The following is a 25403-nucleotide window of genomic DNA, read 5'->3' on the forward strand; positions in this document are numbered from 1 at the left end:
TCACTTCTCAAAGGTAAGTAAAAGTTTTTTTTAGTTGGTTAAGGTAAGTTGAATAGCTAAACTTCCTTTGGAAAACACCAAATGCCCCTTATTTTCAATATTATTTAATAGTTTGTGCCACTTCCCTCCAGAATAAAACCATCTCAAAGATTCTTCACTTTTCAATAATCCAATATAAGGCTGGTAATCTTGTCCATCTGAGTATATCTTACTTGTTTTGTTAATTAGATCTCCAATTCTCTTGTTGCCTTTTTGATCAATAGTATAGTTAAAAGTATATTTGTTCTCCTTAATAATTATCCATTCAAAACCAATGAATAATCCTTGCTTTGGAATAATAATATTTTGATCTGATACATCAATTGTATTTTTTCTCTTTCCTTTTTTTAATGAAACAATTATAGTTTCATCATTATAATTGGCTCCTGGACCTCCATCAGGAGCAACATCATAGATTCGTAACTTAATTTTTGCAGTTGCTAATTGTGAATTAGATAAAAAAGTAATCTTTTGAATAAATGGGTGTTCTTCAATTATCGAAGAATTTTTAATGTGCGTAACTATTATCGTTGGTTTATTATCTGCTGAATGATAACTATTGACTTCTTTACTTTTGAACGTATTGATTTCTATTTGTTCTTTTCCTAGTCTCTTTTGAACTAAAACATCTTTCAAATGATTTACTTCTAAAGACAACAAAATCCCTTGATTATCTGCCACTCTTGCTTTTTTTCTTAGATAGCCTACGGCCGAAAAAACCAATACTTTATCCGACGTTGTATTGATAGTAAAAGTGCCATCTAGTTCTGAGGTGGTTCCAATGTTTTCATTCTCCACCCAAATATTTACATAAGGAATGGGCTGACCTGAAATACTATCTTTGACAACACCTTTTAATTGCGAAAAACTAAATTGAAATGCAAAAAGCAGCATCCAAAACCAATACTTATTTATCATTTTAATTTTTGTTTTCAAAAAAGGCAGCAATTTTTCGATCATTACTCAATCTCGGGATTTTATTTTGCCCACCCAATTTCCCGATGGATTTCATATAGTCTTGGAAACCGTTTTTGGCGACTTTGGTGATGACTACTTTTCTCAAAACATTGCCTACAATCAAATCGTCATAATAGATATTTTGCTTGCGCATCGCTTGGTCAATAGCTTCTGCAAAAGCAACCTCATCCTTTGGTTCGTTTTCAAATTCAATAAACCATTCGTGATAAGGCAATCCCTCTTTTGGCGTGATTTGCGGCGCCACCGTAAATTCATTGATGCGAATGTTAGTGCCTTGAATCGCTTCTTGCAGCGCACTTTCTACCTCTTTGCCAATCACGTGTTCCCCAAAAGCAGAAATGTAATGTTTGATTCTACCCGAAACAATAACGCGATAAGGTTTCAATGAAGTAAATTGTACTGTATCACCAATATTGTAGCCCCAAAGTCCCGCATTGGTAGAAATAATCAATACATAATTGACACCCAATTCAACTTCGCCTATGGTGTAACGCTTTGGATTTTCAGTAAAAAAATCCTCACTTTTAATGAACTCATAAAAAATTCCTGAATTCAAAAGCAACAACATTCCTTTTTCTTTTTGAGAATCTTGGTAGGCGAAAAAGCCTTCGGAAGCAGGAAAGAGTTCGATACTATCTACTTTTCTACCAATTAAATTCTCGAATTTGGCGCGATAAGGTTCAAAATTAACACCTCCATAAATGAAAAGATTGAAGTTTTTGAACAATTCTCCAACTGGCTTTTGCCCCTTTTGTTGCAATTTTTCGAAATACATTTGCACCCAAGAAGGAATTCCAGAAATCACTCGCATATCTTCTTTTACGGTTTCTTCTACAATAGCATTGACTTTGGTTTCCCAATCTTCAATACAATTGGTTTCCCAAGAAGGCATTCTGTTTTTTTGCAAATAGCCTGGAACAAAATGAGCTGCTATACCTGATAATCTTCCTAATTTGATACCGTTTTTCTCGGTTAAAATTGGACTTCCTTGCAAGAAAATCATTTTTCCATCTACAAAATCAGCATTGCCCGTTTCATGAATATAATGCAAAATGGCGTTTCGAGAGGCTTGAATATGTGTCGGCATCGACTCTTTGGTTAGCGGAATGTACTTAGCACCCGATGTCGTTCCCGAAGTTTTGGCAAAATAAAGTGGTTTGCCTTTCCAAAGTACATTTTCTTCTCCATTCACCACACGGTCTACATATGATTTTAATCCTTCGTAATCTCTGATGGGAACGTTTTGAACAAAATCCGCATACGATTGTATTTGTTCAAAATAATGGTCCTTCCCAAATTGAGTACTTTGAGCTTCTTTTATCAATTTTTTAAAAACAGCTTCTTGTGTCGCTACGGGATTTTGTGCCCATTCTTGTGTCTTTCGGACTATTTTTTTGGCAAATAATTTTGCTGCAATTGCTTTTATTGACATGTATTTTTTGAATTTAAAACAAGATGTTTTTGATGGTTTTTACTTTTTCTTTTTTGGGGATACAAGCTCGTTAGTGCCCTTCTTTTCTTCTTCGGAGACTTCTTTTCTTAAATCCAATTCGGCTTCACCAGCTTTTAGTGCTTCTGGAGGAATCGTTTTTTGCGTTTGTGCCAAAATAGAATCTTTATTAAAAGTTACACGTTCTAATTTGCCCGTTAAAACTTTTTGAATGCCCTTGAGATAGGCCTCGTTTTTCTCTAACGCCTGACTCAACGAATCGGTCTTTAATGCCAGAATCGTAGCTTCTTTTTTTAGTTGTGAAGAAGAATACCCAGGAATATATTCGCGCAACGGAGTAAAAGCAATAAGAACAGTGGTCGTTGTGATTAAAAAAATAGCGCCCAAAGTACCCGCAACAAATACATTCAAAAGACTCAATTTGAACGAAAACAATTCCTCAAAGGTTTCTTCATTGATTAGAATCAACCGTTTTTTCATGAATACTACTCTCTTAAGCTGATTCGATAACAAACGATTTTTAAGCATAATTCCTTTTTATTTGGGCAAATATAACGATTAATGCTTGTTAGCTTAAAGCGTCTGAGTCGTAATTATTAAGTCCAAAACCTAAATTTATCATATATTTAACGCTTAGACGAATAAATAATTCTTTCAAAAACAAAACAGATTAAGGAATTCTGTATACATTTGCAGCATTAATTAGTACAAATTTGCTTCGGCAATAAAAAATACAATCATGGGAAGATTTGGAGTTACAGAAATCCTAGTTATACTAGCAGTTGTTTTATTACTTTTTGGAGGTAAAAAAATTCCAGAATTAATGAAAGGTTTAGGAAGCGGAATTAAAGAATTCAAAAACGCGGCCAAAGACGACCAACCTGCTAATTCTAAAAAAGAAGAAGAAACAAAAGAATAAACTTTTCAAAATTAAAAATAAAAAAATCCAAACCTCTTGTAAATAATCAAGAGGTTTGGATTTTTGTTTTGGTAACAAATGACTTGTTTTTAGTTTTCTAAAATGTAAAACTGCAATAAAAAATGACTGCAATTGAATAATCTAATTACAGTCATTTTTTATTTTAAGCATCAATTATTTTGGACTCGTATTGCTTAACGTAAGAGTAAAAGACACACTCGTTCCTTTTCTAGCGGCACTTCGCATTTGAGAAACTCTTATTGTGTACTCACCACTTTTGGTTAATTTTTTAGAGAACACATTTCCATCCGTATCGCCAATGTGCATAGCTGCACCATCAGAGTCTGGAGCCATCAAGTTAAAAGATGACGAATTGGTACTTCCTTTAAAAGTCACTTTAAACGTTTGTCCTTCCTCTACATAAACAGTGTAATCAATATATGCATCTCCTTTAAAAGTGCCTTTGATTACTTTTTTTGGACTGTCTGGTTGCAAAGTCACACTTACCTTTTTTTGTGCAAAAGAAACCATTGGTACCATTGCTACAAATAATACCATTACAAAAACTTGTTTCAAAATTGATTTCATAAAACATTGATTTTAATTGATTTACAGACTAAAGTTATTAAAAAAATGATTACCAATACTACTTCTACGATAAATAATTATTAAATCAAAAACCCAAACAGTATCTCCGTTTATTTTATACACTTTGGGCGACTGGATTTTGAAATTGTAATAATAAAAAACATCAAATTAATAATTTTAAGATAAAATCGAAGGTATAATTCTTTCGATTTTAGCTTTTCTGTTATTATAATTCTTACTTTTATAATCCCTAAATCTTTGAATTTGAAATTGCTCTTGTATTGCAATAGCGATTTCCTATTCTACTAAACCCATTAACTATGAAAAACCTACTACTTCTGGCAGTTGTTTTTTTTAGCCTAAAAAGCTATTGCCAAACTCAAGCCTTCCCGGCTAACAAGATTTACCCCAGCGGACTTATGGCTAGTGCCAAAAACAGTCAAGATGCCTTAGACAATTACAACATTTGGAAAACCAATTTTGTCACAGCTTGCAACAATGGAAGGTATCGCATCAAATTTGACAATCCTTCCGAAACAGTCTCAGAAGGTATTGGCTACGGAATGCTACTAAGCGTGTATGCAGCGGATAAAACATTGTTTGATGGTCTTTGGTTGTACTATAAAGATAATGTCAATACTAACGGAGTCATGAACTGGAAAATCAACGGGTGTTCTGGAGTAAATGGAGCCAATGGCGCAACAGATGCTGAACTTGATGTTGCTTTTGCCTTAATTGTAGCTGATTATCAGTGGGCGAGCGCTGGAACTATAAACTACAAAAACGAAGCAAAATCTTTAATTGCCACTATTAAAACTCACGAGATCGAAGCCAATACTTTTGTGCTTAAGCCAGGAGACCAGTTTGGTGGTAGCCAAATCACCAATCCATCTTATTTTGCACCTGCTTATTTTAGAGCTTTCGGAAATTATACCAATGATAACACTTTTTGGAATGCTGTAGCTTCAAAATGTTATACAATTATCAATAACAATTTGTCCCAAAACAATGCTGTTGGTGGGTTAGTTTCAGACTGGTGTCAAGCCTCTGGAGCCTATTCTCCTCAAGCTAGTGGTTACAACAAAGAAGGAAAAACATACAGTTATGATGCTGCAAGAACTCCTTGGCGTATAGCGGTTGATTATGTTTGGAATGGAAATGCTGAAGCAAAATCTTATGTGAAAAAATCATCTGACTTTGTTAGGGTTAATTTGGGTGGCTCCAGTAATATAAAAGACGGCTATAATCAAAACGGTAGCTTGAGTGGACAATGGCATAATGCAACTTTTGTAGGCGCTTTTGCTTGTGCTGCAATGGGAGGCGAAAACCAATCCCATTTAGATGCTTCCTACACCGATTTGAAATCGCTAAATGAACCCAATAGTTACTTTAATCAAACCCTCAAAACCTTGTATTTGTTTTTGCTAACGGGTAATTTTTATTTGCCACAAAATACTACTTTGACCACGGGTGATTTCGATTTAGAAAATTCAAAAATAACCGTGTATCCAAATCCGAGTTCAGACAAATTTACCCTCATAACTCCAGAGCAATCTACCATTACAGTAATCTCTCCCGAAGGTAAAATCATCTCTGAACTCAAAGCAAGTCCCGAAAATACAGAAATACAATTAGTCAACGAGCCCTCTGGAGTTTACTTGATAAAAATTACTTCCAATACTAAAAGTACTGTCAAAAAAGTAATTAAAAAATAAATTCTTCCCCATCAAACACCCAAATGCAGTTTACTTATTTGGGTGTTTTTTATTAATGAATTCCAAAAGGAGTATGTTTTTAAAAATGTTTGTTTATTAGTAAAAAATACTATATTCGTAAAAAATATACTATAATTTAGCCTCAACTGTCCCTAGTTAATGACTGCAAATGACTATTATCCTGGTTTACATAAGCTTGTAACACTCGAAGTACAAGATAATGCTAAACTGACTACAAGTGAAAATTTTATCAAATTTTCTGAAAATTTAATTACACAATACCAACTAGAAAAAGTGGGGATTAGTGAACATATTTTCGAAAACAATAGTTTCACCATAGCCATTTGTTTAAAAGAATCTCATATTTGCATTCACACATGGCCTGAATTCAATCAATTGACTTTGGATGTATATTTATGTAACTATTTGCAAGACAATACACAAAAAGTAAAAGACATTACACAAGAATATATCAGCTACTTTGAAGCAAAAATTCTAAAGGAATTCGAAATTAATAGATAATACATGACTGTCCCTTGTTTTAATTGTAATACAACTACAACTCTTGAGGTAAATTTTGAAGTTGAAGTTTTTGCTTGCCCTGCTTGTAACTATGTCTATAAAAACAGAGAAGGTGCAGGTCTTTCTCTTTATATGAAGTCTCAACCCTGCTCCTTTGAGAATACATTTGAGATTGGCAAAACTGCCGTATTTGATAATGTTGACTATCAAGTAACTGGATTAGTGATCAAATCACACCAAGACTTTGAGTGGAGAGAATACATTTTACAATCAAAAAATGGCGGCTTTTTATACCTCTCTGAATCTGATGGGCATTGGATTCTTCTAAACGAGATTACTTATGATACCAAAGTTGGCAATCATCCTTTAACGGTACAACATGAAGAAATCACTTATGATCGTTACGATTATTATTATCCAAAACTAGTAGCCTCAAAAGGTTTTTTCGATTTTGATATTTACAAAAATGTTGAGCTTATAGAATATATTCATCCCCCCTTCTTGCTTAGTTTTGAAAAAGTAGGCCATCAACAAACGGCTTTCTTGGGGAAACATATTTCAAATAGAGCGATAAAAAAAGCGTTTGCTACTACTTCTTTACCTTCAAAAAGAGGCATTGGTCAAGTGCAACCCTTTCTTATAAATGTTAGAAATACGGCACTTATTTTTTGTGGCATTGCTTTTTTAATTTTGATTACTCATTGGTTCCTAAACAAAGATCGTGTCGAACAAAAGGTTCTCGATACCTCCATCGCATTTGATGAATATGCTAAAAAAGATTTTGTTACTCCATCTTTTGAATTGAAAGGAAGTTCTGCCCCATTGACCATACAATTATATTCTAACGTGGATAATTCTTGGGCAAACGTACAAGTAGCATTGATTAATGAAAAAAATGGCGACGAAGTGTATGCTAACAAGGATATAGAATACTATCATGGCTATACCGATGGTGAAAATTGGACTGAAGGCGATACTTCTGAAGAATTTAATATTTGTGGAGTCGCTGCTGGTAAATACCATTTGGCTATTACCCCAATGAAAGCAACAGAAGATACTCAAACACAAGGAATCAAAATTCAAGCTAGTTGGTCCAGTCCCTCTACAAGAAATGTTTGGATGGTTTATATTTTTATGACCGTGTTTGTTTTAGCTATTTATTATTTAGAAAGATCATTTGAAGAAAAAAGATGGGAATAATCATTTTTAATACAATATGGAAAAAGTAAAAGAATCTGTGCAAACCAACCTTATTGCACTGCTCTTAGGAGGTTTATTTTATGCGCTTTTTGTGTATTACAATTGGCAAGGCAATAGCATTTGCGATTGCGAAACCACGGAGAACTATCGCCCTTCACAAGGCAATCGCTCAGTAAATCATTTTTATCACAAATAACTAAACAAAATACTATGGAAATTTTAACTATGAGACCTATTTTAGCATCTATCATCTTTTCGCTTATAGGTATTGCAATTTTATTGATTACCTATTTTATCATCGAAAAATTAACTCCCGAAAATACTTGGTCTCAAATTTCAAAGAATAATAATGTGGCTTTGGCAATTGTTTTTGGAGCCTTTATCATTGGAATTTCAATGATTATTAGTGCCGCAATTCATGGGTAAAAAGATTTTAAAATTTGAATATTTATTACTTTTTGCCGTATTTACCATTGCTACTTGTGGACTCGTTTACGAGCTAGTTGCGGGTACTTTGGCCAGTTATTTATTGGGCGATTCGGTAAAACAATTCTCGTTTATCATTGGAGTTTATCTTTTTTCAATGGGAATTGGCTCCTACTTTTCAAAATTTTTGACCAAAAATCTGCTCAATACTTTTGTTGAAATTGAAATTTTAGTTGGATTAATTGGAGGGTTGAGCTCCGTGGTTTTGTTCCTGCTTTTTGAAAGTATTTATTCCTTTCAATTTATACTTTACTTTCTTGTATTTGTAACAGGTTGTTTGGTAGGGTTAGAAATTCCACTCTTGATGAATATTCTGAAAGACAAAGTCGAATTTAAAGATTTAGTCTCAAACGTTTTTACTTTTGATTACATTGGAGCTTTATTGGCTTCCATACTATTTCCATTGGTTTTAGTGCCAAAACTAGGCATTATGGGTACTTCCTTGTTCTTCGGAATGATCAATGTATCTATTGCAATTGCCCTATGTTACTTACTCAAAAATGAGTTGAAAAAAGTGCATTTGGTTCGAAGCAAAGCCATACTTTCCTTTGTAATTTTATTAGCTGTTTTTATATTCTCTGATAAAATTTTGTCCTACTCAGAAGGGAAACTCTATGGTGAAAATATTGTGTATACCAACACTACTCCTTATCAAAGAATTGTTTTAACGCATAACAAAAGTGACTATCGCCTGTACCTCAACAATAACTTACAGTTTAGCTCGATCGATGAATACCGCTACCACGAAGCGCTGGTGCATCCCGCATTATCAATGGCAAAAAGCGTGTCGAATATTTTAGTTTTAGGTGGTGGTGATGGCCTTGCCGTTAGAGAAATTTTGAAATACAAAGAGGTGCAAAAAGTAACTCTTGTAGATTTGGATGAAGGAATGACCAAAATGTTTAAAACCAATACCATCTTAAGCGGTTTTAATGCTAATTCGCTCAACGATCCTAAAGTGAGTGTTTTTAATAAAGACGCCTACATTTGGGCAAAAAATTGCCAAGAAAAATTTGATGTCGTGATTATTGATTTTCCAGATCCATCCAATTACAGTCTAGGGAAATTGTATTCGCTTAATTTTTATGCTACGATTCAAAACCTTTTAAACCAAGATGCTGTGGTCGTTATTCAAACTACTTCACCTTATTTTGCACCCAAATCCTTTTGGTGTATTAATAAAACGGTAATGCAAGTTTTTCGACAAATTGATGCGTATCACGCGTATGTTCCATCGTTTGGAGAATGGGGTTTTACCATCGCAATTAATGGTTTTGGAACTACATTTAATACTGTAAATCGAAAAGTGGATACCTTGCGTTTTTATAATTATCAATTTGATAAATTCAATTATTTTTCTCAAGATATGATTTCAAAAGACATCGAAATCAATCGATTAGATAACCAAATTTTAGTACGCTATTTCGATGAAGAATGGGGAAAATTACAATAATTCAAGAAGAAACTTTCTAAAAATAATAACCACTTCGCTACTTGCTATTCCTTTATTGGAGGCGTGTAAAGAAAAAGTGGTTACTCTTTTAATTCGATTATCCGGAACCAATCATATTTTGGGACATCGCCTTCGAGTAAAAAATTTCCCTAAACCAACAAAAGAAATTACCGTTCCTTATTTAATTGTGGGTGGAGGAATTTCAGGATTGAGTGCGGCCAGACAACTGACCAAAAGAGGAATTACTGATTTTTTAATGGTCGAATTAGAAGGTCATTTGGGTGGCAATTCATCTAATGGCGAGAACCAGTATTCTAAATATCCATTGGGAGCCCATTATTTGCCTTTACCGAATATAGAAGACAAAGCCTTATTGCAATTTTTAGAAGAAGAAAAAATAATAGTAGGTTATGACTCCAAAGGGTTTCCAAAATTTGATGAAACTCAGCTGACTTTGGCTCCCGAAGAACGCTTGTTTTATAGAAATAATTGGCAAGAAGGAGTCGTTCCAAAGGAAGGAAATACTACCTCTGAAGATCAAGAATTCGTCCGTTTCTTCAAAGTAATGGATGGTTTTAGACGCCAAAAAGATGAAGAAGGAAAATATTGGTTCACAATACCTCATGCTGAATCATCCAAAAATAAAGCAGTAAAAGCATTGGATACTTTGACTATGCAACAATGGTTTGAGAGTCAAAATTTTACATCAAAACCTCTCTTTAATTATATTGATTATTGCTGCAAAGATGATTTTGGTTTAGGAATCACCTACGTTTCTGCTTATGCAGGTATTCATTATTTTGCCGCAAGAAAACAAAATGCTTCCGAAGACCATCAAGATTCAGTGCTTACTTGGCCTGAAGGAAACTCAAGATTAGCCAATCACTTGAAAAAATATGTAAAAGGGAAAACACTAAAAAACCACTTGGTTTTCGAAATTGAAAATGATACCCAAAAAGCAGTTGCCAAAGTTTTTGATAATGAAACTAAAACAACCATTGCAATAACTGCAAATAAGATGATACTAGCAACGCCTCAGTTTGTAAATCAATACTTGTTGAAAGACCGAAAAGATTTGGCTTCAAATTTTCATTATACTCCTTGGCTTTTGGCTACTTTAGTTGTGTCTGATATAAACGATAACGGAAGCTTTCCTTTGTGTTGGGATAATGTAATTTATGGTTCAAAAGGTTTGGGATATGTCTACGACCAACATCAATCCCTTCAACAACTACAGGATAAAAAAGTAATCACTTATTATTACAGTTTCTCCAGTGCCGACTTGAAAAAAACACGCAGAGAAGTGTATAAAAAGACCAAAGAATATTGGAAACAAATGGTTTTTGATGATTTAGAAATAGCGCATCCCAATATTGAAACTCAAACAGAAAGCATTGAAGTTCATCTATTAGGTCACGGAATGATTAGTCCTGTTCCTAATTTTATTTTTAGTGATACCAAAAAAGAAGCTGCAAAACCTATCGACAATACGCTGTTTTTTGCTCATAGTGATTTATCGGGTATCTCTATTTTTGAAGAAGCCTTTCATCAAGGAATTAACACAGTAAATACAATGCTCGATGCAACAACCTTGGATTCATAAAGCCAAAACAGATAGTATATTTATCTTATCGCCTTCCTTTTTGGTGGTTGCTATTGTATTTCTATTTCAAAAACAGCTGCAACAAATAGAAACTAGGTATTCGTTTTATACTTGGCTCTTTCTAATTGTTTTTATCGATGTCGCACACGTTTATGCTACTTTATTCAAAACCTATTTTGTTGCAAACGAATTTCAAAAAAGGAAAAAATTACTAATCGGTTTACCTATTTTATGCTTTTTAATTGGAATCGTTTTATTTTCTTTTGGAAGTAAAGTCTTTTGGTCTGTAATGGCATATATAGCTGTTTTTCATTTCATCAGACAACAATATGGCTTTATGCGTTTATATGCAAGAAATGAATCTAAAAAATGGGCTTGGATTGACAACTTAATAATTTATACCGCAACAATTTACCCTATGTTGTATTGGTTTTTATCGTCTCCAAGGGAATTTAATTGGTTTGTTGAAAACGAATTCTTGCATTTCGAAAGTCCTTTCTTAATTATGGTTTTGAGCTGGATTTACGGTTGTATGCTTCTTTTTTATGTAGTCCGAACAAGTTACTTTGGCGTAAAGAATAATTATATCAATATTCCAAAAAATGCAATACTGCTAGGAACCATTTTGTCTTGGTTTTTTGGAATCGTTTATTTTAATAACGATTTGATTTTTACTTTGCTTAATGTCGTTTCTCACGGCATTCCATACATAGCACTTATTTATCTCAATGAAATCGATAAAAAAACAACCAAAGAATTGCATTCGTTATACTATTTCAAACATTTTAAAGGACTTTTACTTTTCATCGTCGTTTTGCTTTTGATTGCTTTTTCTGAAGAATATCTTTGGGAAATTTTAGTTTGGAAGGAACAGTTGTCAGGTACGACAGAAGATTTTTCAAATTGGTATTTCTTAATTGTACCCTTACTAACCGTACCACAATTTACTCATTATCTCTTGGATGGATTTATTTGGAAGAAAAACAAATCTACCACATAAAAATTCCACTAGATTTTCATTTTACTTTTATTTATTTCGATATTTACGTTCTATATACTTTTAAATCAGAAGAAATGAAACGTAGACGATTTATCGCATCAACTGCTTTGGCCGGTATGGCAAGTGTAGGATTGGCAATGAACACCAGCCCAAAACAAGCAAAGTCTTTATTGCATCATGTGTTTTTTTGGCTAAAAAATCCCAATGATACCGCCGATAAAAAACAACTCATCGAAGGACTCAAAACCTTAGCGGCTATTCCGACTGTGAAACAAATTCATGTGGGCCTTTTAGCCTCGACCGAAAAACGCGATGTGGTAGATACCTCTTGGGATGTTTCAGAACTACTTTTTTTTGAAGATGAAATAGGGCAAAAAACCTATCAAGATCACCCAATCCATCAAGACTTTATCAAAAAGTATTCGCATCTCTGGCAAAAAGTTGTGGTTTATGACGCTATTGATGTGTAAGGTACCAACTCCCTTTTTCATAACCTAGTTGTAACGTTTGACTCAAATAAATACTAACTAAAAAACGAATCAAACAACAACTAAAACAGTGCTGTTATGAATAAAAAAATGATAATCGAATCGTTACTCGGGATGGTAATTGGTGGTGTTGCAATGTTTACTTTTTTGCATTTCATTCCAAAAGAACTCCTATTGAAATTCTATCCAAAAGGCGATTTTGAGACTTTTGTTTTTTTTATTTCACTTTTAGTAGGTCCGTTTTTTGCCATTGCTTTGCACGAATTAGGACATTTAACAGCAGGACTTCTTCAAAAACACCAATTACAATTATTTGTCGTGGCTTTCTTTGGTTTGAAAAGAGAAAACCAGCGAGTACGATTGTTTTTTAACAAAGAAATGCAATACTTTGGTGGTGTTTGTGCAACATCACCTATAAAATTAGAGGGTAATTTAAAGATACAATTTGCAAGAATTTTGGGTGCCGGACCCTTGTTTTCATTGCTTTTTGGCGGTGTTTTTCTTTTTCTTTTTTATTACTTTGATTCCGCTTGGAATGGTTTCAATGGTATAGTTGGCCTCATTTCAATTGCACTTTTTTTTGCTACTACCATTCCCTCAAAATCTGGTCTTTTTTTTACGGATAGAAAAAGATTGCAACGTTTGTTGAACAAAGGCAAAGTTGGCGAAATAGAATTAGCCCTTTTACAAGCATCTTTCCAAATGCTATTAGACCAAAATGCCAAAAATTTGGAAATCAATAAACTTCAATTAATTCAAACCGATACCGAACCTGTAGTTCAATTTTGGGGTTTCTTCTTTGAATACGCCTACTACAAAGACCATCAAAACACAGAAAAAGCCACTTTACTTAAAAACAACTTACTGAATTATCAAACACTAATTCCTAAAGGCATATGGAAAAGTCTCGCTATTGATTAAACCCTTTAGCAGAAAAAACACAATTCAATCATCTAATTTTAAATTCAAGGTAAAGGATTGATTCGGAATATGAGTTCATTTTATTCCAAGCCGTAATTTAAAAGGAAAAAAAGAGTACTATCTCTAAAGGAAATAGTACTACTCTACATTTAAATTTGTTCCGAATCGTTATTCAAATGATGAATGATTTCTGCAATAAGTCCCGTCCATCCTGTTTGATGATTGGCGCCCAATCCTTTTCCGGTATCGCCATCAAAATATTCAAAAAACAAATGATTCGAATTGAAGTTTGGGTCTTTTTGAAACTTTTCATAAGGCCCATACATCGGTATAAATTGCTCTTTATTAGGGACAAAAAGTGAGAGTAAACGATTCGCTACGCCATCAGCTGCATCTTTTATATTCATCATTACTCCTGAATGCGTTGGAAACTCTACTTTGTAATCATTTCCGTAATAGTTACAGAACTTCTCGAGTGAGTCCAAAATCAAATAGTTCATTGGGAACCAAATTGGGCCACGCCAATTGGAATTTCCTCCAAACATATCTCCGGTAGCTTCGGCAGGTGTATAATCTACTTGAACGGTTCCTCCATCATAGGTAAATCGATAGGGATGTTCTTTGTGAAATTTAGACAACGAACGAACACCAAATTCAGACAAAAATTCCGATTCATCGAACATACGCTTCATAATCATCTTCATTCGGTGCCCACGAAGAATAGACAATAACTTGCTCTCTCCTTTTCCGGGATTGTACCAACTTGACACTAAGGCAGCCAAATCCGGTCGGTTAGAAATAACCCATTCCACTCTACGCTTGAAATCTGGCAACTGATCTAATAATTCTGGGGTTAAAACTTCAACAGCAAAAAGCGGAATCAATCCAACCATCGAACGCACTTTAAGCAATTCGGCTTCGCCATTTTCCTTATGCAACATATCATAATAGAACTGATCGTCTTCGTCCCAAAGATTCAATTTGTCTCCACCAATGGCTTGCATAGCACCTGCAATATGCAAAAAGTGTTCAAAAAACTTAGAAGCCATATCTTGATACACCGGATTTTCAATCGCAATTTCGCAGGCAATTCGCAACATATTTAGACTATACATTGCCATCCAACCTGTTCCGTCGGCTTGTTCTAAATGACCACCTGTGGGTAAAGCAGCCGAACGGTCGAAAACACCAATATTATCCATTCCAAGGAATCCGCCTCCAAAAATATTGTTTCCTCCCTCATCTTTCAGGTTCACCCACCAAGTGAAATTGAGCAGTAATTTATGAAAAATGCGTTCCAAGAAAACGCGGTCACCTTTTCCCCCATTCATTTCTTTGTCAATGGCATACACTTTCCAAGTTGCCCAAGCGTGCACGGGAGGATTCACATCCGAGAACGACCATTCGTAAGCAGGAATCTGCCCGTTGGGATGCATATAATATTCTCTCAAAATAACCGATAATTGACGTTTGGCAAAATCGGGATCTAATCGTGCCAAAGGCAAAGTATGAAAGGCTAAATCCCAAGCGGCAAACCAAGGATATTCCCATTTATCGGGCATTGATAAAATATTGGAAGTGTACAAATGTTTCCAAGCACTGTTTCTTCCTTTGCTTCTATTCGCATCGGGTTTAGGCATCGAAGGATCACCTTTGATCCACTCATAAACATTGTAATAATACCATTGTTTGGTCCACAACATTCCAGCATAAGCTTGACGTTGTACCGATTTCAAATGCTTCTCTTTGATGTTTTTTTGCAAACTATCATAAAACAAATCGGCTTCCTTAAGACGTTGCGCATAAATAGCATCAAAATCTTCAAAAGGAGCTCTTGGCGTTTGATTGGTAAAACGCAATCGGATTACTTTTTTCCCTTTAGCAGGAATAAGTTGTTCATATTTTGCAGAAGCTTTAGTTCCTATTTTATTCGGATTTACAGCATCTTTTTTCTTATTAATGATATAATCGTTAATACCGTCTTTGGTATACTTGGTTAAATTTTCCGAATGGTATAAGCGTTGAAAATTGGTTTCGTTTTCACAAAAAAGCAGTTCATCTGCATTTTCTGCATACAAAGTATAATGACCAACTAATCGATGATTGACTTCGATTACTGATTTTCCGTTGCCGACCAAAGAAGGCTTGTGCTTGTAATTATCATAGCCCCAGCACCAAGTATTTCGGAACCAAACAGTAGGTAAAACCGTTATAGGTGCAGCCACATCCGACTGATTTTCGATAGTAATTTGAATCAAAATATCCTGTTGATCGGCTTTGGCATATTCAATACTAATATCAAAATAAGCGTCTTTATCAAAAATGCCCGTATCCAAAAGTTCGTACTCGGGTTGCTGACGATTGCGCTTTTTGGATTCTTTGACTAATTTTTCATATGGAAATGCCGCCTGTGGATACTTGTACAGCATTTTTTGGTAGGAATGCGTAGGCGTAGCGTCTTGGTAATAATAAATTTCTTTGACGTCTTCTCCGTGGTTGGATTCGTTTCCGGTAAGACCAAAAAAACGTTCTTTAAGAATTTTGTCGTGATGGTTCCAAAACGCCAAAGCAAAACAAATATGCTGTTTGTTATCTGAAATTCCTCCTATTCCTTCTTCTCCCCATCGATACGCTTTAGAACGTGCCATATCGTGAGTAATACTATTCCAAGCATCTCCATTGGCAGAATAATCTTCTCTAACAGTTCCCCATTGTCTTTCAGTTAAATAGGGGCCCCATTTTTTCCAGCCTTTATTGTCTTTTCTTTCGAGTAATCGGGCTCTTTCTGCGTCTATCTCTGTCATAGCTCTATTTGTTTTTGTCTTTTGCAATTTATAGAAATACGCTTAAAAAAAGAGAAAAAAATCCATAAAAATCCCTAAGCAATTCTTCGATATTAAATTTTTTTCAAGTAGAAAAAAAGGAAATATACAATTAAGCCCCTTTTATCAGAGAAATTTAAAAGGCCACTTCACTCCTATCCTCATAAAAATCGATCGCTATCAATTAAAAAATTACCCAAATATGGTAGGAAAGAACACAAACTTTGCGAACTTTGCGATTCAGAAATTACTACAATGGCAAAAATATTAACGGGAGTACAGAGTACAGGAACTCCACATTTGGGCAATTTATTAGGCGCAATTATTCCTGCAATTGCTTTATCGAATGATCCCAAAAATGAATCATTCCTTTTCATCGCCGATTTGCATTCTATTACACAAATCAAAAATGGCGAAACCTTAAGAAACAATACTTACAGTACTGCAGCAGCTTGGCTAGCTTGTGGATTAGACGTAAACAAAGTTACCTTTTACAGACAATCCGATGTACCTCAAACAGCAGAATTGTCTTGGTACTTGAGCTGTTTTTTCCCCTTTCAACGTTTGACTTTGGCGCATTCTTTCAAAGACAAATCCGATCGTTTAGACGATGTCAATGCTGGATTGTTTTCGTATCCAATGTTGATGGCTGCGGATATTTTATTGTATGACGCCGAATTTGTGCCTGTAGGAAAAGACCAGTTGCAACACCTCGAAATCACTCGTGATGTGGCTTCACGATTTAATCACCAAATGGGGGAAACCTTCGTACTACCCGAAGCCAAAATCCAAGAAGACAGTATGTTGATTCCTGGTACTAATGGCGGAAAGATGAGTAAATCGGCCAATAACGTTATCAATATTTTCTTGGATGACAAAGCGTTGCGCAAGCAAATTATGAGCATCGAAACCGACAGTACTCCATTGGAAGATCCAAAAAATCCTGATACTTGTAACGCTTTTGCTATCTACAAATTATTGGCCAATGAAGCCCAAATTGCGACGATGAAAGCCAATTATTTAGGAGGCAATTATGGTTATGGTCACGCCAAACAAGCCTTGTTCGAACTAATTGTAGAAAAATTCAAAACCGAAAGAGAACGTTACAATTATTACATCAATAACCTAACAGAAGTAGACGCCTTATTAAAACAAGGTGCCGAAAAAGCAGCAACCATCGCCAATGACGTTTTGAATCGCGTACGCTTGAAATTAGGTTTCGAGTCGTTACAGTAAACGTTCCTACGAATAAATTATAAAAAGGAATATTCCGATTGGGGTATTCCTTTTTTGTTTCAAATACGTTGTGAAAGTAAGCCCAAACCTTAAGCTAATTTCGTTACTTAACCTCTTTTCCATATAAAAAAACAAGCAACACATTTCAATAATTGGCTACAAATAAACTAGTGCTACACTTCTCAATAGACCTAATTAATGTAAATTGAGTCAACTAACTGACTGAATTTACATTAATTCCGTCACTTCATTGACTGAATTTACATTTTTTGAGTATATTTGTATCTAAATTTAAAAATTTGCAGGCTATGAATTTTTTAGAAAGAGGCATAGATGTATTGTTTGCTAAAAGAGTATTACCCAACAAAGTACTTATTTTATTGGGCGCAAGGCGTGTAGGTAAAACAGCGTTTATCAAAAATTATCTTTCACAGCTCCCAAAACAAGAATATTTACAATTGAACGGCGAAGATATTCAGGATGCAAATTTATTAAAAGAGCGTTCCGTAAGCAATTATCGTCGACTTCTAGCAAACACGAAATTATTAGTTATTGACGAAGCGCAAAACATCCCCGACATTGGTTTGATTCTGAAATTAATTGTGGATTCTATTGAGGGTATTAAAATCATTGCCACAGGATCATCGGTTTTTGATTTGTCTAATAAATTAGGAGAACCTTTGGTGGGAAGAAAAAATACGATTTATTTATTTCCACTGGCTCAGATGGAATTTTCCAACTATGAAAATTTCAAGGAAACCACTCAAAAACTGGAAGAACGATTGCTTTTTGGCTCCTATCCTGAACTTGAACAATACCCAGATTGGAACGACAAAATCAACTACTTGAAAGAAATACTCAATTCCTATTTATTGAAGGATATTTTGGTGTATGAAGGTATCAAACATTCTAACAAAATTTTAGAGGTTTTAAAACTGATTGCCTTTCAAGTAGGACAAGAAGTTTCACTGCAAGAATTAGCCAGACAATTAGGTATTTCTAAAAATACGGTAGAAAGTTATTTAGATTTACTTTCCAAGGTGTTTGTTATTTATAAAGTACCTGGTTTTAGCAGAAATTTGCGAAAGGAAATTACCAAATCCAATAGGTGGTATTTTTATGATAATGGAATTCGCAATGCTATTATTTCCAATTTTAATCGATTAGACAATCGCACCGATGTTGGTGCATTATGGGAAAATTATTTGGCTTCGGAACGTATAAAACACCAAAATTATACTCAAAAAGTAGTAACCAATTATTTTTGGCGTACGTATGACCAACAAGAATTAGATTGGTTGGAAGAAGAAAATGGCCAGCTACGAGGCTACGAATTCAAATGGAATGAAAACAGAAAAGCGAAAGTCCCCACGGCTTTTGCAAAAGCCTATCCTGAAGCTAGTTTTGAAGTAATCAACAAACAGAATTATTTAGATTTCATAGTCTAATGAAACAAAACAAATGGCCATAATTTGTAATATAACTATTAACCAAAACTTCAAAAGATAACTGGTTTTACTTGTTTTATGTCTGAATAAAAGCATCGCTAATCCACTACCAACAGTTCCTCCAAAGAACACGAAGGTTAAAAGTGTTGTTTCGGGGATTCTTTGTTTATGACTTTTTGCTTGCTGTTTATCAAAAATAGTCAACAGAAAACCGATGACGTTCAGAATCAAAAAATAATACAATAAAATATCCATTGCGATACATTTACGCTCCAAAGATATTATTTTAGCCGTCCGAAAAATTCAAAAAATGACCAACCTACAATTCATCGCCCAAAAGGTAGCTACCGCAGCCATCAATATTCAAAACACCGTTCAATTATTACAAGAAGATTGTACGATTCCGTTTATTTCGCGTTATCGAAAAGACAAAACAGGTAATCTGGATGAAACACAAATCGAACAAATTGCCAAACTCCAAAAAGAGTACGAGGCCATCTTGAAACGAAAAGAAGCCATCGTAAAATCCATCGAAGAGCAAAACGCTTTGACGCCCGAATTGGATAAAAAAATCCAACAAAGTTTTGACCTACAAGAGTTGGAGGATTTGTATTTGCCGTACAAAAAGAAAAAAAGAACCAAAGCCGATGTTGCTCGTGAAAACGGACTAGAACCTTTGGCCAAAATTATAATGGCACAGAAAAATGACGATGTCGATTTCTTGGCTACACAATACTTGAACGACGCTATTGTCAATGAAGAATCGGCTTTACAAGGCGCCAGAGAAATCATTGCCGAATGGATTAACGAAAATATTTATGTTCGTAAACAATTGCGCCGTTTGTACGAACGCAAAGCGACCATCTCCACCAAAGTAGTCAAAACAAAAAAAGACGAACCTGATGCTCAAAAGTTTTCGCAATATTTCGATTGGTCTGAACCGTTGACCAAAGCGCCTTCGCACCGACTTTTGGCGATGCTACGTGCCGAAAATGAAGGGTTCATCAAGTTCAAAGTAGAAGCAGATATCGACGAGGCCTATGACTTAATCGACGAATTGGTGTTGAAAGGTCAAAGTCCAAGCACCTCACACGTACAATTGGCCATTGAGGATTCTTATAAAAGATTGCTACAACCTGCCATTGCCAACGAAACCTTGCAAGAAGCCAAAGCCAAAGCCGATGCCAATTCCATTCAGGTTTTCGCGAATAATTTAGGGCAATTATTATTGGCTCCACCTTTGGGCGAAAAACGAATTTTAGCCATCGACCCTGGATTTCGTTCGGGTTGTAAAGTGGTTTGTTTGGACGAAAAAGGCGATTTGCTCTACAACGAAACCATCTATCCGCACGCGCCACAAAATGAAACGGCGATGGCGATGAAAAAAATCAAATCGATGGTAAACGCTTATAATATTGATGCCATATCCATTGGGAACGGAACCGCCTCAAGAGAAACCGAATTCTTCATCAAGAAAATCGCTTTCGATAAGCCTGTACAAGTATTTATTGTCTCTGAGGCTGGAGCTTCTGTGTATTCCGCTTCCAAAATTGCCCGTGAAGAATTCCCCAATTACGACGTCACCGTTCGTGGTTCGGTGTCTATCGGACGTCGCTTGTCGGATCCTTTGGCCGAATTGGTAAAGATCGACCCAAAAGCCATTGGTGTGGGACAATACCAACACGATGTGGACCAAACCAAACTCAAAGAAGAATTGGACGCAACGGTAATTCGTTGCGTGAATTCGGTGGGAATCAACATCAATACCGCTAGCAAACATTTGTTGAGTTATGTGAGTGGTATTGGAGAAAAGCTGGCCGAAAATATAGTGACGTATCGTTCTGAAAATGGTCCATTTGACGATAGAAAACAACTCAAAAAAGTACCGCGTTTGGGAGATAAAGCCTTCCAACAAGGCGCAGCATTTATCCGAATTGCCAATGGTAAAAATCCATTAGACAATTCGGCAGTACATCCCGAAGCTTATGCCATAGTAGAAAAAATGGCCAAAGATTTGAAAACTTCCGTTACTGATTTGATTGCCAATAAAGAAAAAATAGCGCTCATCAAACCCGAAAACTACGTAACGGCCGAAATTGGGATTTTGGGTATCAAAGACATCCTCAAAGAGCTCGAAAAACCAGGATTAGACCCAAGAAAATCGGCCAAAATCTTTGAATTCGACCCGAATGTCAAATCCATTAAAGATTTGAAAACAGGGATGATTTTGCCAGGAATCGTAAACAACATAACCAATTTTGGTTGCTTTGTCGATATCGGAATCAAAGAAAGCGGTTTGGTACATATTTCCCAACTCAAAGCCGGTTTCGTAAGCGATGTCAACGAAGTAGTCAAACTCCACCAACACGTTGAAGTAAAAGTCACCGAAGTTGATGAGGATAGAAAACGTATTCAGTTGACGATGGTGATCTAAAGAGTGATTTGTACAATAACCAAAGCCCGACAAGAAAATTTGTCGGGCTTTGGTTGTTTAGTACTATTATCTAAAACATTAATCTTATAAATTCTTTCTAGCATTTACTTGAACTTATATATATTTTATTGAATCTTTTAATCCTAAATTGCATTATCCCTCTACGTAAACTCTTATAAATAATAAAATTACTAGTTTTACTAAAATTTTGATTTCTATGGTTTCTAAAGAACTTGTCCTTAAGTACACAAAACAATTACAATCACTTAATAGAGCGTCAAACAAAACACTAGGGAAAGCGCCTCATAAGCCTATTTTATTATTGTCAATAATCCAATTAATCGAAAAAAACGAAATACAATCTAATAGAATTTATATCACCGGTGAATTAGTAATTGCATTCAAAAACAACTGGAATAAATTAGTTACCACCAATCACGTCCCAAATTTTTCATTGCCTTTTTTTCATCTGAATTCTGAACCTTTTTGGAGGCTGGTTTATATAAACGGAGTGATTGACCATAAAGAAAAAATCAGTAGTCTTGGTAAGCTCAAAAATAGGATTGCTTTTGCAGAAATAGATAAGGATTTATTCGAATTACTCTTAAATCCAATTACAAGAAATGAAATTGAAAGTATTTTATTAAATAAATATTTCCCTGAAACAATAGCAAATTTTCAATCTAGCACAATAGTCCAATATGATATAGAAAGAGTCATCAAAGACCAAATTCTAAACGATACCAAAGAAGAATATCAAACATTGATGAATCATATTGCAAAGGATTTAACGGAAAATGAAATTGAGGAAGAAAGATTCATAAGAGGAAGCATCTTTAAGCGAGAAGTGCCCAAAATATATCTGAACCAATGCTGTATTTCTGGAATGAGAATAGAATCAAACACAAACGCTCAAATGATAGACGCTTGTCACATTGTTCCATTTAGTATTTCTAATGACGATACCGTTTCAAATGGCATTGCACTATCTCCAAATTTACATAGAGCTTACGATAGAGGCTTAATAACTATCAACGAAGATTACATCGTTAGAATTTCACCTGTAATTAAAGAAAATGAAACCCCTTTCTCAATATCACAATTTGCAGGACGTAGAATTATTTTACCTGAAAACAAAAAAGACTATCCTTCTCCCGAAAATTTAATTTGGCACAAGAAAGAAGTATTTGTGATATAATCAGTTTTAAAGTATTGACCTCTCCCAGCCCAAAGTTTATTCCATAAAAAAAGCCCGACATTGCTGTCAGGCTTTTAAGCTCCCCCTCTTGGGCTCGAACCAAGGACCCTCTGATTAACAGTCAGATGCTCTAACCAACTGAGCTAAGGAGGAAACTGTGTATTATAATGCGTAGTAGGAACGTTTTCTGTGGCTTTGACTGACATTGTTTGTTTGTCTAAGCGGTTGCAAAGATACACCTAATTTCAAGTTTTGCAAACAAAAAATAAATTTTTTTTAATTTTTTTTACTTGCCAACAATCGCCTTATAAATGTCGTTTCCGTTAGCAAATAAAAGCAATGAGATAAGTAAAACAAAACCAACCATTTGAGCATTCTCTAGGAATTTGTCACTTGGTTTTTTGCCACTAATGATTTCGTACAACAAAAACATTACGTGTCCACCATCCAACGCTGGAATCGGCAATAAATTCATTACCCCTAACATAATCGACAACAAAGCGGTGATATTCCAGAACACTTCCCAGCTCCAAGAACTTGGGAAAATATTAAAAATAGCTGCAAATCCGCCCACTTGTTTGTACGCTTTGGTTTCTGGATTGAAAATCATTTTCAACTGCTTGCCGTAGCCCAACAATTGGTCTTTCCCTCTTTCAATCCCCACTGGAATCGATTCGAAGAAACCGTATTCTTGCTTGCTGATTTTGTAGTAGCCTAATTTCTCTAAAGATTCTAATCCTAAACTACCCATTTGTATCCCCAATTTCGCTTCTTGGTTCACGATTACTTGCACAGGAACTTCTTTTTCGTTGCGAATTACAACTGCAGGAAGGGTTTTACCTTTGTTCGCATTTAGGATGGCCTTAACTTGGTCGTAATATTTGGCAGGTTGACTATTAATAGAAACAATAACATCTTTAGGCTGTAATTGTTTATTTAAGGATTCTTCAGGAATAGCGGTAACAGCAAACGGCATACGGATATTCACTAAAGGCCCTTTTTCTAATTTTGACAATTGGTCCACTAAATCAACAGGCATTTGAATGGTTTGAGTAGCGCCATTTCTTTCGATTTGGACTTCTTTCCCCATTATCAATTTCATATTGATTTCGTTGTCGTATTTTTCGATTTTTTCGCCATCAACACTAAGGATTTTATCACCCGTTTGGAAACCAATTTTGTTCATCACCGGATTTTCAATTAGCAATCCGTCTTTCATATCGGCCATAGCCACAAAAGCATCACCATAAGCAAAAGCCATTCCTATATAAATAATGAAAGCCAAAATGAAATTTACCGTAACGCCTCCCAACATAATAATCAAACGTTGCCAAGCGGGTTTCGAACGGAATTCCCAAGGTTGTGGAGGCAAGGCCATTTGTTCCTTGTCCATACTTTCGTCAATCATACCAGAGATTTTCACATAACCGCCAAGTGGCAACCAACCAATACCGTATTCGGTTTCGCCTATTTTCTTTTTGAGTAACGAAAATTTAAGGTCAAAAAACAAGTAAAATTTCTCTACTCTAGTTTTGAATAATTTGGCAGGAATAAAATGTCCCAATTCGTGAAGAATAATTAATAAGGACAAACTCAATAAAAATTGAGCAAACTTGATAACGATTTCCATTGTTTACTTTTAGTTCTTAAATAACGCACAAAAGTAGCGTTTCTATTTTAATTTGATAGCGCAATATACTACATACGGCTTTAAATGTTTGTTAAATACAAAAATTTAGAACACTCCTTTAAAGAGATGCTTTAACTTTACTTTTTAAACCGTACAGCCTTCATAGGTCATGTACCACCCTAAAAGTTACAGTATATATGAATAGTCTTTTGTTTTCTCCGCTTACGCTAAAAAGTATCACTTTCAAAAACCGTATCGTAATTTCTCCAATGTGCCAATACTCTGCTACAGATGGTTTTGCCAATGATTGGCATTTGGTGCATTTGGGCAGTCGTGCCGCTGGAGGTGTAGGATTATTGATTCAGGAAGCTACGGCTGTTTCTCCCGAAGCTCGCATTTCACCAGAAGATTTAGGACTTTGGAAAGACGAACATATCGAAAAACTACAGTCCATCAACCAATTCATAAAATCCCAAAACGCGATTCCCGGTATTCAACTGGCACACGCTGGGAGAAAAGCCAGTGTTTCGGCGCCTTGGTTGGGTAACAAAAAATTAAGTGAAAACGAAGGCGGATGGACCACCGTTGCCCCAAGCGCTATAGCGTACCATGAGAATGAAACCGCTCCAATCGCACTCGACAACCAAGGCATTCAAAAAGTACTAAATGATTTTCAATCGGCGACTCGACGTGCTGTACAAGCGGGATACGAAGTCCTAGAAATACACGCAGCTCACGGCTATTTATTGCATCAGTTTTTGTCGCCTTTAACGAATCAAAGAACCGATGAATATGGCGGTAGTTTTGAAAACAGAATTCGATTGACGCTAGAAACCGTAACTGCGGTGCAAGCCGAATGGCCTTCGAACCTACCTTTGTTCGTTAGAATATCAGCAACCGATTGGGCTGAGGGCGGTTGGTCGGTAGAAGAATCGGTGCAACTATCCCAAATTTTAAAAGAAAAAGGCGTCGATTTGATAGACGTCTCCTCTGGTGGATTGGTCTCCCATCAAAAAATCACCATTGGCCCCAACTATCAAGTTCCGTTTGCGGAAAAAATTAAAAAGGAAACCGGCATACCAACTGGCGCTGTAGGAATGATTACCGAAGCCCATCAAGCAGAAAACATACTGTCTGAATCTCAAGCCGACTTAGTACTTTTTGCTAGAGAATCCCTTCGCAATCCTAATTTAGGGTTAGATTTTGCTACTGCTTTAAAGGAAACCGTAGCTTGGCCAAAACAATATGAAAGAGCCAAAACAAGATAAAAGTA

Annotated in this window: 23 protein-coding genes and 1 tRNA gene; 16 read left to right on the forward strand and 8 right to left on the reverse strand. The window is 35.4% G+C overall.

What is annotated here, in order from left to right:
- Positions 1 to 30: 30 nt before the first annotated feature.
- Genes ACSVH9_RS03945 through ACSVH9_RS03955 form a run of 3 tightly spaced genes read right to left on the reverse strand, consistent with a single transcriptional unit; the run spans position 31 to position 2947 of the window.
- Positions 31 to 957, reverse strand: coding sequence for a carboxypeptidase-like regulatory domain-containing protein (locus ACSVH9_RS03945; protein ID WP_438062582.1), 927 nt, complete (start codon positions 955 to 957; stop codon positions 31 to 33).
- Between the two features lies 1 nt (position 958).
- Complete coding sequence (locus ACSVH9_RS03950) at positions 959 to 2449, reverse strand: GH3 auxin-responsive promoter family protein (protein WP_438062583.1); 1491 nt, start codon at positions 2447 to 2449, stop codon at positions 959 to 961.
- Positions 2450 to 2488: 39 nt separating this feature from the next.
- Entirely contained in the window at positions 2489 to 2947 is a 459-nt protein-coding gene (locus tag ACSVH9_RS03955; RefSeq protein WP_438062584.1) for a peptidase, read from the reverse strand.
- 259 nt (positions 2948 to 3206) lie between these two features.
- Between ACSVH9_RS03955 and tatA the strand changes: the two genes are divergently transcribed.
- Positions 3207 to 3386 (forward strand): twin-arginine translocase TatA/TatE family subunit, encoded by a 180-nt coding sequence (gene tatA / locus ACSVH9_RS03960; protein ID WP_159688925.1) that lies wholly within the window; start codon positions 3207 to 3209, stop codon positions 3384 to 3386.
- Between the two features lie 174 nt (positions 3387 to 3560).
- Here the strand turns inward: tatA and ACSVH9_RS03965 are convergent, their stop codons facing one another.
- Positions 3561 to 3974 carry a hypothetical protein gene (locus ACSVH9_RS03965; RefSeq protein WP_315170657.1) on the reverse strand — a complete coding sequence of 138 codons (414 nt, stop codon included), beginning with the start codon at positions 3972 to 3974 and terminating at the stop codon, positions 3561 to 3563.
- A gap of 320 nt (positions 3975 to 4294) precedes the next feature.
- On the opposite strand from ACSVH9_RS03965, the gene ACSVH9_RS03970 reads away from it, so the two are divergent.
- The 10 genes from ACSVH9_RS03970 to ACSVH9_RS04015 all read left to right on the forward strand — a co-directional run bounded on the left by ACSVH9_RS03970 (position 4295) and on the right by ACSVH9_RS04015 (position 13362).
- Positions 4295 to 5689, forward strand: coding sequence for a glycosyl hydrolase family 8 (locus ACSVH9_RS03970; RefSeq protein ID WP_438062585.1), 1395 nt, complete (start codon positions 4295 to 4297; stop codon positions 5687 to 5689).
- 159 nt (positions 5690 to 5848) lie between these two features.
- Positions 5849 to 6211 carry an S-adenosylmethionine decarboxylase family protein gene (locus ACSVH9_RS03975; RefSeq protein WP_438062586.1) on the forward strand — a complete coding sequence of 121 codons (363 nt, stop codon included), beginning with the start codon at positions 5849 to 5851 and terminating at the stop codon, positions 6209 to 6211.
- Positions 6212 to 6214: 3 nt separating this feature from the next.
- Positions 6215 to 7411 (forward strand): DUF4178 domain-containing protein, encoded by a 1197-nt coding sequence (locus ACSVH9_RS03980; RefSeq protein WP_438062587.1) that lies wholly within the window; start codon positions 6215 to 6217, stop codon positions 7409 to 7411.
- A gap of 16 nt (positions 7412 to 7427) precedes the next feature.
- On the forward strand, positions 7428 to 7607 hold the full coding sequence (locus ACSVH9_RS03985) for a hypothetical protein (protein ID WP_438062588.1): 180 nt from the start codon (positions 7428 to 7430) through the stop codon (positions 7605 to 7607).
- Between the two features lie 14 nt (positions 7608 to 7621).
- Complete coding sequence (locus ACSVH9_RS03990; protein WP_024980515.1) at positions 7622 to 7837, forward strand: DUF350 domain-containing protein; 216 nt, start codon at positions 7622 to 7624, stop codon at positions 7835 to 7837.
- Positions 7830 to 9350, forward strand: coding sequence for a polyamine aminopropyltransferase (locus ACSVH9_RS03995; RefSeq protein ID WP_438062589.1), 1521 nt, complete (start codon positions 7830 to 7832; stop codon positions 9348 to 9350). The genes ACSVH9_RS03990 and ACSVH9_RS03995 overlap by 8 nt, the downstream gene beginning before the upstream one ends.
- Positions 9325 to 10953 (forward strand): NAD(P)-binding protein, encoded by a 1629-nt coding sequence (locus tag ACSVH9_RS04000; protein WP_438062590.1) that lies wholly within the window; start codon positions 9325 to 9327, stop codon positions 10951 to 10953. Before ACSVH9_RS03995 ends, ACSVH9_RS04000 begins: the two co-directional genes overlap by 26 nt.
- Complete coding sequence (locus tag ACSVH9_RS04005) at positions 10931 to 11953, forward strand: hypothetical protein (protein ID WP_438062591.1); 1023 nt, start codon at positions 10931 to 10933, stop codon at positions 11951 to 11953. The genes ACSVH9_RS04000 and ACSVH9_RS04005 overlap by 23 nt, the downstream gene beginning before the upstream one ends.
- Before the next feature lie 74 nt (positions 11954 to 12027).
- Entirely contained in the window at positions 12028 to 12423 is a 396-nt protein-coding gene (locus tag ACSVH9_RS04010; RefSeq protein ID WP_438062592.1) for a Dabb family protein, read from the forward strand.
- A gap of 96 nt (positions 12424 to 12519) precedes the next feature.
- Positions 12520 to 13362 (forward strand): site-2 protease family protein, encoded by an 843-nt coding sequence (locus tag ACSVH9_RS04015; RefSeq protein ID WP_438062593.1) that lies wholly within the window; start codon positions 12520 to 12522, stop codon positions 13360 to 13362.
- 149 nt (positions 13363 to 13511) lie between these two features.
- On the opposite strand, the gene ACSVH9_RS04020 is transcribed toward ACSVH9_RS04015, so the two are convergent.
- The gene (locus ACSVH9_RS04020; RefSeq protein ID WP_438062594.1) at positions 13512 to 16166 is read right to left on the reverse strand and encodes an MGH1-like glycoside hydrolase domain-containing protein; all 2655 of its coding nucleotides are present in this window, start codon (positions 16164 to 16166) and stop codon (positions 13512 to 13514) included.
- Positions 16167 to 16439: 273 nt separating this feature from the next.
- On the opposite strand from ACSVH9_RS04020, the gene trpS reads away from it, so the two are divergent.
- Both trpS and ACSVH9_RS04030 read left to right on the forward strand, forming a co-directional pair.
- Positions 16440 to 17420, forward strand: a complete 981-nt coding sequence (gene trpS / locus ACSVH9_RS04025) for a tryptophan--tRNA ligase (protein ID WP_438062595.1) — start codon at positions 16440 to 16442, stop codon at positions 17418 to 17420.
- 308 nt (positions 17421 to 17728) lie between these two features.
- On the forward strand, positions 17729 to 18868 hold the full coding sequence (locus tag ACSVH9_RS04030) for an ATP-binding protein (protein ID WP_438062596.1): 1140 nt from the start codon (positions 17729 to 17731) through the stop codon (positions 18866 to 18868).
- Here ACSVH9_RS04030 and ACSVH9_RS04035 read toward each other — a convergent pair.
- The gene (locus tag ACSVH9_RS04035; RefSeq protein ID WP_438062597.1) at positions 18851 to 19144 is read right to left on the reverse strand and encodes a DUF1294 domain-containing protein; all 294 of its coding nucleotides are present in this window, start codon (positions 19142 to 19144) and stop codon (positions 18851 to 18853) included. The two genes, ACSVH9_RS04030 and ACSVH9_RS04035, sit on opposite strands and share 18 nt — an antisense overlap.
- Before the next feature lie 34 nt (positions 19145 to 19178).
- Here ACSVH9_RS04035 and ACSVH9_RS04040 point away from each other — a divergent pair, with 34 nt between their 5' ends.
- On the forward strand, positions 19179 to 21302 hold the full coding sequence (locus ACSVH9_RS04040) for a Tex family protein (RefSeq protein WP_438062598.1): 2124 nt from the start codon (positions 19179 to 19181) through the stop codon (positions 21300 to 21302).
- Positions 21303 to 21519: 217 nt separating this feature from the next.
- A complete protein-coding gene (locus ACSVH9_RS04045) occupies positions 21520 to 22500 on the forward strand; it encodes an HNH endonuclease (RefSeq protein WP_438062599.1) in 981 nt (326 codons plus the stop codon).
- Between the two features lie 79 nt (positions 22501 to 22579).
- Here ACSVH9_RS04045 and ACSVH9_RS04050 read toward each other — a convergent pair.
- Positions 22580 to 22653: transfer RNA gene (locus ACSVH9_RS04050), tRNA-Asn, on the reverse strand.
- Positions 22654 to 22786: 133 nt separating this feature from the next.
- Positions 22787 to 24130 (reverse strand): RIP metalloprotease RseP, encoded by a 1344-nt coding sequence (rseP, locus tag ACSVH9_RS04055; RefSeq protein WP_438062600.1) that lies wholly within the window; start codon positions 24128 to 24130, stop codon positions 22787 to 22789.
- 197 nt (positions 24131 to 24327) lie between these two features.
- Here rseP and ACSVH9_RS04060 point away from each other — a divergent pair, with 197 nt between their 5' ends.
- On the forward strand, positions 24328 to 25398 hold the full coding sequence (locus tag ACSVH9_RS04060) for an NADH:flavin oxidoreductase/NADH oxidase (RefSeq protein WP_438062601.1): 1071 nt from the start codon (positions 24328 to 24330) through the stop codon (positions 25396 to 25398).
- Positions 25399 to 25403 lie beyond the last annotated feature (5 nt).

Origin of the sequence: Flavobacterium sp. RSSB_23, assembly GCF_051547145.1 — a bacterium.
Taxonomy (GTDB): Bacteria; Bacteroidota; Bacteroidia; order Flavobacteriales; family Flavobacteriaceae; genus Flavobacterium.